Annotated in this window: 9 protein-coding genes; 7 read left to right on the top strand and 2 right to left on the bottom strand. The window is 59.5% G+C overall.

All coding sequences use genetic code 11. The features are described from left to right. Positions 1-246 (bottom strand): hypothetical protein (locus AC3B8H_RS14950; RefSeq protein ID WP_488442342.1); only part of this gene is annotated, 246 nt, incomplete at its 3' end. Between the two features lie 36 nt (positions 247-282). On the opposite strand from AC3B8H_RS14950, the gene AC3B8H_RS14945 reads away from it, so the two are divergent. From AC3B8H_RS14945 to AC3B8H_RS14920, 6 genes are all read left to right on the top strand, one after another. Further along, positions 283-804, top strand: coding sequence for an RNA polymerase sigma factor (locus AC3B8H_RS14945; protein ID WP_488442341.1), 522 nt, complete (start codon positions 283-285; stop codon positions 802-804). A 67-nt stretch (positions 805-871) separates the two neighbouring features. Beyond that, entirely contained in the window at positions 872-1,852 is a 981-nt protein-coding gene (locus AC3B8H_RS14940) for a FecR family protein (protein ID WP_488442340.1), read from the top strand. A gap of 292 nt (positions 1,853-2,144) precedes the next feature. Then, on the top strand, positions 2,145-2,672 hold the full coding sequence (locus AC3B8H_RS14935; protein WP_488442339.1) for an RNA polymerase sigma factor: 528 nt from the start codon (positions 2,145-2,147) through the stop codon (positions 2,670-2,672). A gap of 235 nt (positions 2,673-2,907) precedes the next feature. Beyond that, the gene (locus AC3B8H_RS14930) at positions 2,908-3,864 is read left to right on the top strand and encodes a FecR family protein (protein WP_488442338.1); all 957 of its coding nucleotides are present in this window, start codon (positions 2,908-2,910) and stop codon (positions 3,862-3,864) included. Between the two features lie 322 nt (positions 3,865-4,186). Beyond that, positions 4,187-6,553 carry a TonB-dependent siderophore receptor gene (locus AC3B8H_RS14925; RefSeq protein ID WP_488442337.1) on the top strand — a complete coding sequence of 789 codons (2,367 nt, stop codon included), beginning with the start codon at positions 4,187-4,189 and terminating at the stop codon, positions 6,551-6,553. Between the two features lie 218 nt (positions 6,554-6,771). Further along, positions 6,772-7,158 carry a hypothetical protein gene (locus AC3B8H_RS14920; protein ID WP_488442336.1) on the top strand — a complete coding sequence of 129 codons (387 nt, stop codon included), beginning with the start codon at positions 6,772-6,774 and terminating at the stop codon, positions 7,156-7,158. A gap of 172 nt (positions 7,159-7,330) precedes the next feature. On the opposite strand, the gene AC3B8H_RS14915 is transcribed toward AC3B8H_RS14920, so the two are convergent. Beyond that, complete coding sequence (locus AC3B8H_RS14915; protein WP_488442335.1) at positions 7,331-7,924, bottom strand: glutathione S-transferase family protein; 594 nt, start codon at positions 7,922-7,924, stop codon at positions 7,331-7,333. Between the two features lie 453 nt (positions 7,925-8,377). On the opposite strand from AC3B8H_RS14915, the gene AC3B8H_RS14910 reads away from it, so the two are divergent. Next, positions 8,378-8,728 (top strand): hypothetical protein, encoded by a 351-nt coding sequence (locus AC3B8H_RS14910; protein ID WP_488442334.1) that lies wholly within the window; start codon positions 8,378-8,380, stop codon positions 8,726-8,728. Positions 8,729-8,988: the final 260 nt, after the last annotated feature.

Raw genomic sequence — 8,988 nt, 5'->3', positions numbered from 1 at the left:
ACGACCTACCGCGCGCATCGCGCCCGATCGCGAATCCACCGCAATCCCGTTCGCCTGGCTGGCATGGCCGGCGCGCCTCGCTGTGTGATATGCCGCATTTTTCCAAAAAATAAGGCATATCACACAGCTTGAGTCCGGCGGCGCGCCCTTTCCGGCGGTCGCCAAGCATTTCGGACCAGCGCCCGCCGCCGCCTCGGCGGCGCTGGCAATTACCAGCCGGGCCGTGGCGTATTTCTTGCTGCCCAAGGCGCTCGACTATCCTGAAATCCAGCCGAGCCGTCCATGCCCAACGCATCTTCCGGTTTTTTACAAACTCTGTTCTTAAGGCATGCCGACGAAATCGGTGCCTTCGTGCGCGGCCGCTGGCCCAAGGAACCGGATGTCGGCGACATCGTGCAGGAAACCTTTTTGCGGCTGTCGCAGTATCCGGCACCGGAAACCATCCGCAATCCGAAAGCCTTTCTGTTGCAGACCGCCGCCAATCTAATCGTCGATCGGCATCGCCGCCGCGAAATTCGCGAGCGCTTGGCCGATGCCGACGCCAAACCGGAGCTGATTCCCGACCGCGGCTTGTCGCCTGAGCATTACTGGCAAGCCCACCAGCAACTCGAGCGCTTCTCGGCCTGGCTGGACGAGTTGCCGGAACTGCAGCGCCACGCCTTTGTGCTGTATCGGATCGAAGGTTGCTCCCACCGGGAAATCGCCGCCCGGCTGGGCATTTCGGTGCGCGGCTCGGAGCGCTACGTGATGCTGGCGATGCAGCACATCAGCGCCCGGCTGGCCGCCGAAACTGGACCGCGCTGATTCCGGCCAACAGCTGCATCGGTCTTTGGTTAAACTGCTCTCCTCAATTTTCGCCCCTGACAACCGCGTGCCCTCGACCGCCAACCGCACCCAAGCCCAACGCGATCAAGCGATCGCCTGGCTATTGCGCCTGCGCGAAACGCCGGCCGACCCGGCGCTACGCCAAGCCTTCGCGGACTGGCTGGCCGCCGATCCGGGCCACCCGGACGCTTATCGGCAAGTCGAGGCGCAATGGGCCTGGATGGAACCCTTTACCCAAGAGTCCTTCGCGGCCCGCGACGCCGCCCTGAACTACCGCAAACCGGTCCGGGCATCGGCCGTGCGCCAATTCGCCGGCCGCGGCTTGGCGGCGCTGCTGTTGCTCGGGGCCGGTTGGGGCTTGTTTTCGCCGCAAGGTTGGTACGGTTGGTCGGATACCTACCGCACCGGCAAGGGCCAACGCTTAAGCGTGCCGTTGTCCGACGGTTCCAAGCTGGATTTGAACACCGACAGCGAAATCAGAGTGCACTACAACCGCGGCAGCCGGCGCGTCGATCTGATACGCGGCGAGGCGTTCTTTAACGTCGAGCACGACGCCACCCGCCCATTCCACGTGACCGCCGGCAACTTGACCATACGCGACATCGGCACCGCGTTCGACGTTTACCAGCAATCCGGCCGGGTCAGCGTGGCGGTGCAAGAAGGCACGGTCGAAATGGCCGGCGGTCTGCAGCGCCGCGAATTAACCGCCGGCCAACAACTGGCCTACGACAGCGACGGCGGCTTCGTGGCGGCCGGCCAAACCGACATCGCCGCCTCCACCGCCTGGCGTCAGGGCCAGCTGCTGTTTCGCGGCCGGCCGCTCGGCGAAGTCCTGGCCGAAATAGCCCGCTACCACGACGTGGTCATCCGCCTGCCCGATCCCAAGCTGGCTGAATTGCGCGTCAACGGCAGTTTTCGCACCGAGCAACTCGACAACTTGCTAAACGCCGTCGCCGCGCTGCTGCCGGTTAAAGTCAAGCGCCTGGGCGAGCGGGAAATCGTCGTCGAGGCGGCCGACAAACGGTAACGGCCGGACCGCTTGGCGAAATATCGACTTTCTCCTTACTCAAAGGCGGACCGCCCGACCGTTCGCCAAACACCCGCTTTAGCGACCGCTATTACGGGATATGCCGCACTTGCGCGCCGCCGCAAACATCGCCGGTTCGCAAAATCGCCCGCGCCAAACTCCGCCAAACCGTTGGATTTGTTAAGCAACACCGCTGAATGCGCCACGGCACTGCGATAGGGTACGGACTTTGCATGCGCCCAGGACTTTAACGAACAGTCCTCCACCGCCCCCGCCCTTCCAGACCGCCACCGTGCCAACATCCAAACGATCGCTGTTCGACAGATTGTTTCAACGCCACAGCCAAGAGTTGCGGGTGTTTGCCGGTCAGCGCGGCGGGCAGGACAGTGCCGAGGACTTGGTGCAGGAGGCGTATTTGCGGCTACTGCAACATCCCGAGCCGCAATCGATCTGCAACGCCAGGGCTTTTTTGTACCGGACCATAGCCAACCTGAGTATCGATCAACACCGGCGCCAATCGGTCCGCGAGCGTTTTCAACAGGATGCCGACGCCAACGACGAACTATTGGCGCAAATTGCCGGCGAAGAGCCGCTACCCGAAGACCGCCTGACCAGCCGTCAAGCCTTACAAACCCTGAACGACATTTTGCTGGAGCTCCCCGAAAACACCCGCCACGCCTTCGTGTTATATCGTCTGGAGGGACTGTCGCATCGGGAAATCGGCCGGCGACTGGGCATCTCGGAGCGTAACTCGGTCCGGCTGGTGGGCATCGCCGCCGATCACGTGCTGACGCGCTTTAGCGACTGGGACGAGCAATGACGTTTCCCCACACCGCCGATCCATTCGCCTGGCGCCAAGACTCGGGTTGCGGTCAAAGTGCGTTGAGCGGATCGTGCGTCGCCTCCTGTTGGTTAGTCCGGCGCGCGGACCCGAGCGAAATTGACGCCGAAGCCGCTCTCGCAAGCGGATTTCGGGGCGCCAGCGAAGTCGCGATGGTTCAGCCCAAGGGCTTACAATGCCCTTCCTGTCCGACTAGCCAACCGTCTTGAAGCGAATGCCCGAATCTCCGCCCACCTTGCAGCAACAAGCGATCGACTGGCTGCTGCGTCTGGAATCGACCGACTGCACGCCGGCAGAACGCGCGGCTTTCGAGGCGTGGCTGGCGCGAGACCAAGATCACGAGAAGGTCTATCGGCAAATAGCGCGGCGCTGGCGACAACTCGACGGCTTTAAAGGCCAGGATTTTCCGGTCCGCGCCGCCGCGCTGACCTACCGGCGCCCGCGCCGCCGCCGGCTCGCCGAGTCGGCCTTGGTGGCCTGCCTGGTGCTGGGCTTGGGCGTGGCGACCTTCTCCGAACGAGGCTGGTACGGGCGCAACGCGGTTTACGCGACCGAGCGCGGCGCCAGCCGGACGGTTCAATTGGCGGACGGCTCCCGGCTGGAATTGAGTCCGGACAGCGAATTGACGGTACACCTCGACCACTGGCGGCGGTCACTGGCGCTGATCAAGGGCGAGGCTTACTTCGACGTCACGCACGACCGAGACCGCCCGTTCCAAATTACAGTCGGCGGCGCTAACGTCGTCGATTTAGGCACCCGCTTCGACGTGCGACTTCACAATGACGAAGTAACGGTCGCGGTCGCCGAGGGAACTGTTCGAGTCGACCACCACGAAAGCCGGGAAATCCATGCCAACCAGGCGCTGAGTTTCGACCGGGAGGGTCGATTTCGCGAACTGCCCGCCAACCAAATCACGATGCAGACCGCTTGGCGCGAAGGCCGTTTGATCTTCGAAAACCGCCAGCTCGACGAGGTTTTGGCCGAATTGGAGCGCTACCACGACGTCCGCCTGACTCTGGCCGAGCCGGCCTTGGCCAAACTCAAGGTCAGCGGTACCTTTCACACCGGCAATCTCGACAGCGCGTTGAACATCATAGCGATGACGCTGCCCATTGATATTCACCGGCCCAATCCGCGGCAAGCCGTGCTCGACAAGCGCGGCAACGATTGATTCGGGCTTTTACGGTTTGAACCGACCGACCCCTTACGCTCTTCCCGAGTGCGCGCGGGTCGTTCCCCAAGCGGAGTCGAAGGGAAGCTAACGATCATGTCCCGGCGAATGAAACGATGGACGTGGTGGACGCTGGCCGCGATTGATGGCGTTCCGGCACCGGGATGTCGGTACCGTGCCGAACAGGCTTTCACCATAAAACCTCCAAATTAAGGCCGAATCAACCAGCCGCGTCGACTCTAGTCGAAAATAAATCGTGCTGGCTTGGCGTCTTTTCGACGCTGGTGCGTTTCATAGGAAACCCCTAACCCAAGGAGACCTTATGACCGCATCGCTGAAACACCCGCTCTTATTGGCCGCCGCGTTGCTGGCTTGCGAAGTGCGCGCCGCCGATCCAAGCTACGCCTTCGACATCCCGGCCCAAGATCTGGCGGGCGCGCTGCAACAACTGGCCGCGCAATCCGGCAAGCAGATTTTTTACGCTCACGACCATGTCGCCGGCCGTCGCTCGCCGGCCTTACAAGGTTCCATGAGCTTGCCCGAGGCCGCCGCCAAACTATTGGCCGGCACCGGCCTGGGCTATTCGGTTGCCGGGGACGGCTCGCTGGCGATTAAGCCGCTCGGCGGCGATGCGACGCTGATGGCGCCGGTCAATGTAATCGGCATAGCCGCTTACGATTCCAACGATCCTTACAACACCGACTACCGTCTTCCGAACGCGACCACCGCCACCAAGACCGACACGCCCATCATGGACACGCCGGTGTCGATTCAGGTGGTACCCAAGGCCGTGCTGGCCGACAAACAAGCCATCACCCTGCCCGACGCGGTCAACGGCCACGTTAGCGGCGTGCTGGGCCGCACCGGCGGCGGTTATCTGTACGACAATTTCATCATTCGCGGTCTGGCCGGTTCGGGATTCGGCGATGCTTACCGCAACGGCCTGTTCAACCGCCAGGACGTTTACGACATCGCCAATATCGAGCAGGTGGAAATTGTCAAGGGCCCGGCGGCGGTGTTGTACGGGCGCATCGAACCCGGCGGCCTGGTCAATTACGTGACCAAAAAGCCGTTGGATACCGCCTATTATTCGGTCCAGCAACAATTCGGCAGTTACGATCAATACCGCACGCTGATCGATGCGACCGGCCCCCTCGACGCCAACAAAACCTTGCTGTACCGCCTCAACGGCTCTTATCTGGATAGCCAATCGTTCCGGGAGTTTGTCAGCAACGAACGCTATTTCGTGGCACCGAAAGTCAGCTGGCGGCCCAACGAAAAATTCGAAACCAATCTGGAACTGGAATACAAGCGCGACCGCTTCAACGCCGACTTTGGTATTCCGGCCATCGGCAACCGCCCGGCGCCGATTCCGATCACCCGCACGCTAAAGGACGGCGCGCAACGCCAGTTGATGGAAAGCAAACTGGTCGGCTTTGACTGGACCTATCATTTCAACGACGATTGGAAGATCACCCAACGTTATTTGTTTAAAGACTGGTCGTTGAGCGGACCGACCCTGTTCAATTTCCGAGGTTTACGCGAGGCAGACGGCCACCTGTTTTTGGACCGCACCGCCTCCAAAGGCGTGCAGGACGTGATGACGCATTCCGGTAATATCGACTTGAACGGCAAGTTCGAAATCTTGGGCAGCAAACATAATTTGCTGGTGGGCGTGGACGGCTTTCATGCAACGACCGAGGCGCACGAGGCGCAAGCGGCAGTCACGGGAATCGACATCTTCGCGCCGGTTTACGGCCAAGTGGATTTCAACGCCCTGCCGGCCGACAACGCATTCTTTTACCGTAAGGAAGCCTGGATAGGCGCCTACGTTCAGGACCAGATCACGCTGTTCGACCGACTGCATATCCTGCTGGGCGGCCGTTACGATAACGTCAGCACCGGCGCGCGGTTTTCACCGGCCTCGCTGGCGGCGGCCAAGGCCGGCCGGGAAAAGCAGGAAGACAACGCCTTCAGCCCCCGCGCCGGTGTCGTCTACCGAGCTCGGGACTGGCTATCGCTATACGGCAGCTATACCGAGTCGTTCAGCGCCAACAACGGCATCTCGGCCACCGGACAACGCTTCGATCCGCAGCAAGGCCAACAGTACGAAGTCGGCTTCAAGACCGAATCGGCCGACCAGAAATTTTCGTCGACCTTGGCGTTTTTCCATTTGACCAAAAGCAATCTGCTGACCGACGACCCCAATCAAACCGATCCCAATTTTCAGATTCTGGCCGGCAAAATCCGCAGCAAAGGCATCGAGCTGGATTTGGCCGGACAAATTACCGACCAACTGCATCTGCTGGGCACCTACGCTTATACGCAAGCCAATTACATCGAGGACTTCGACGGCCTGCAAGGCAAGCGCCTGGAGAACGTGCCCAGACACCAGGGCAGCTTGTGGGGCACTTGGCGGTTTAACGATGCGTTCAAAGTGGGTTTTGGCGTGACGGCGGTCGGCTTGCGGCGGGGCGACGCCGATAATTCCTACAGCTTGCCAGGCTATGCCCGTTTGGATGCGATGGCCGCGTATACCCAACGTTTCGGCCAACAACGCTTGACGGCGCAGTTGAATGTCAACAACCTGTTGGACAAACGTTATTACGCGAACTCCGACGGCAGCAGCCTGGACGCGATTCCCGGCTATCCGGTGAATGTGATGGGTTCGTTGAAGTACGAGTTTTAACACAAAACGTCGATCCGAGCGCCCGGCAATCCCGCCCGCCGGGCGCATTCTTTAATGAACCGACCAAGCTAAAACCGGGATTGCGCCAAGTGTCGCCGAACAAAAAATCGACTTGACTTAGCCGACAAATCGGCGTAACAAGCGGAGTAAATCAGTCGGTTAGCCTTGATTTCAAACATTCGATTTCCGGGTTTCCTCAGCCACCTTGAGTCCACGCCATGAGCGATTTATCCGTTACCAGCGCGCTGCAATCCGGCTTTCAACAACTGAGCTCGGTCTCGGCCAAACGAAATGCCGAGCAGGCGGAACAACTTGCTCAAGCGCTAAGGAAACAAGCCGATTCCGCTCAAGCCATGGCCGACAAATACGAGGAAAAAGCTCAAGCACTGGATAGCCGGGCCAATCAGGCGCAAGGCAAATCCGATGACCTGAACAACCGTTTGACGCTGAGTAACGCATTCCGGCAAGCCGGCGAGCAGGTGACCAAAATCATCAACGAAGCCGAGGTACAACCGGCTACCTATTCCGCGTCGGGATTGACGGCCACGGCGGCCGGGAAGGCTTCGGCAACCGGCGTCGGCGGCAATATCGATACCGTGGCCTAAGCTTTTTCTTTTTGGCTAATCCATTAGCAAGCGCGACTACCGTTTTAAACGGCATTGGCCTTCATAGCCGATCCATCCCGCATCCCACGCCCGGTATCAACCTAACTCTGCCATCCTAAGTAACCGCGTTCCGGGCGAACAGCAGCTGCGCGCCGCGCCGACCGTCGGCCAGCTACAGCCCCGGCATGCCCAGATAACCCGGTTGACGGCCGATCCGCTGCAACCAAGCGCCGATATGCCGGTACTCGTCCAGCGGCACCCCGCCCTGCGGGGCGAGCGCGACGTAGGGATAGCAAGCCACGTCGGCGATACTGATTTGGCCGTTCGCCAACCACTCGCGATCCTCCAGCCGCCGCTCCAGCACCGCCAAACCGCTCTTGCCCAGTTGTTGGCATTGTCCGATGTCCCAGGGACGGCCGAACAAATTGGCCGCCCGCGCCCGCGCCAAGCCATACAGCAGCTCGTTTTGCGCAAGCGCCAACCATTGCATGACCTCGGCCAGGGCCGAAGGCTCCAGCGGCAACCAATGCGGCGCGCCGTATTGTCTGGCCAAATAGACCAAAATCGCGGTCGAGTCCCAAATTAGCACCTCACCATCCTGCAAAACCGGAATCTGACCGCGCGGATTGAGTTCCAAGAACTCCGGGCTTCGATTTTCTTGCCTGGCCAAATCGATAGGCACCGTTTCGTATTCGAGTCCCAGCAAACCGCAAAACAAACGGATTTTGTAGCAATTGCCCGACAACAGCATATCGTAGAGCTTCAAGGTGGGTTCTCCCATGGTTGGCGACGATGGTTTAGCATAAACCTGTAGTTCCCTAACATCAAAAATCTCGGCGATACCCAAAAAAACCTTTTCGCCGCGCCAACGTGTAAGCAGCCGGATTTCGCCGATGTAACCGCCGTAACCCGCCAATGCATTAAGTCCGGTTTAATGACCATCAAATTGTCCGTACCGGGCGTCGAGTTTTCCTATATCATGGCTCGCGGTGAGGTAGATACCTTGCCGCGACCCAATGCAATTAACCAAACCTTCAAGCAGCACGGATTCGCTTTACGTTCTCAGGGTCATCATCGACACTCGGGCAGAACGCCTATCCCATTCGCACGGACGTGAACCCCATTGCCACTCATGGTGTCCATGCTTCAGCCTAGATGCTGGAACGGCGCAATTTTTAGTCATTGGCTCCTTCCTACTTTTTCATAAAACGCATACATCATGAATCTACTCAAAAATGCAGCATTAATTTTCGTTTTCGCAACCTCATTCGCGGCGAGCAGCACCGTGGCGGTTGCCGAAGAAACCACCAGCAGCCCGGCTGCCGCCACCGCCGAAATCATTTCTCGGATCGAAAAGGGCTTGGTCGAAGTCAGCAAAAGCGATTTTTCCGCCGCCCAAGTTCAGTTAAAAGCCGCGCGCTTTGCGTCCGAAGCGATTGTCGGCAGCTCCGAAACCGCTAAGAAGGCCCACGCCACGCTGATGCAAGGCCAAATTCAAGCCAAGAAAGGCGATATCCAAAAAGCCACTGAAGAATTGAATAAAGCAATAGCGCTGTATAAGTCGCTTTAAGACATCCAAGGCGCGAGGCAGGCTGTAAACAGAGGTACTCCGCCAACTGGGATATAAAAACAGTCCCAGCCGTTTCCCCAACTACTAAATTACCGGCAAAACAACTCGATAGTCTTGCCGGTTTTCTAGGTCCCTCGGCCGAAGGCTGATTTTCTAAGCCATCGACTCCCGACCAACCGATCATGTTGCCCGAGTCCCTCGGGTCAGGCGCTGTCCCGCCAATCTCGCCACAATTCGAACTCAGTCCGTACCGGCGGCTA

The sequence above is a fragment of the Methylomonas sp. BG-2 genome, from assembly GCF_057766305.1.
This window is presented reverse-complemented; position numbering and strand designations above follow the sequence as displayed.

Excerpts from the sequence above, each read along its gene's own strand:
- AC3B8H_RS14945 (WP_488442341.1), top strand. The coding sequence starts at position 283 with ATGCCCAACGCATCTTCCGGTTTTTTACAAACTCTGTTCTTAAGGCAT.
- AC3B8H_RS14925 (WP_488442337.1), top strand. The coding sequence starts at position 4,187 with ATGACCGCATCGCTGAAACACCCGCTCTTATTGGCCGCCGCGTTGCTG.
- AC3B8H_RS14910 (WP_488442334.1), top strand. The coding sequence starts at position 8,378 with ATGAATCTACTCAAAAATGCAGCATTAATTTTCGTTTTCGCAACCTCA.
- AC3B8H_RS14920 (WP_488442336.1), top strand. The coding sequence starts at position 6,772 with ATGAGCGATTTATCCGTTACCAGCGCGCTGCAATCCGGCTTTCAACAA.
- AC3B8H_RS14930 (WP_488442338.1), top strand. The coding sequence starts at position 2,908 with ATGCCCGAATCTCCGCCCACCTTGCAGCAACAAGCGATCGACTGGCTG.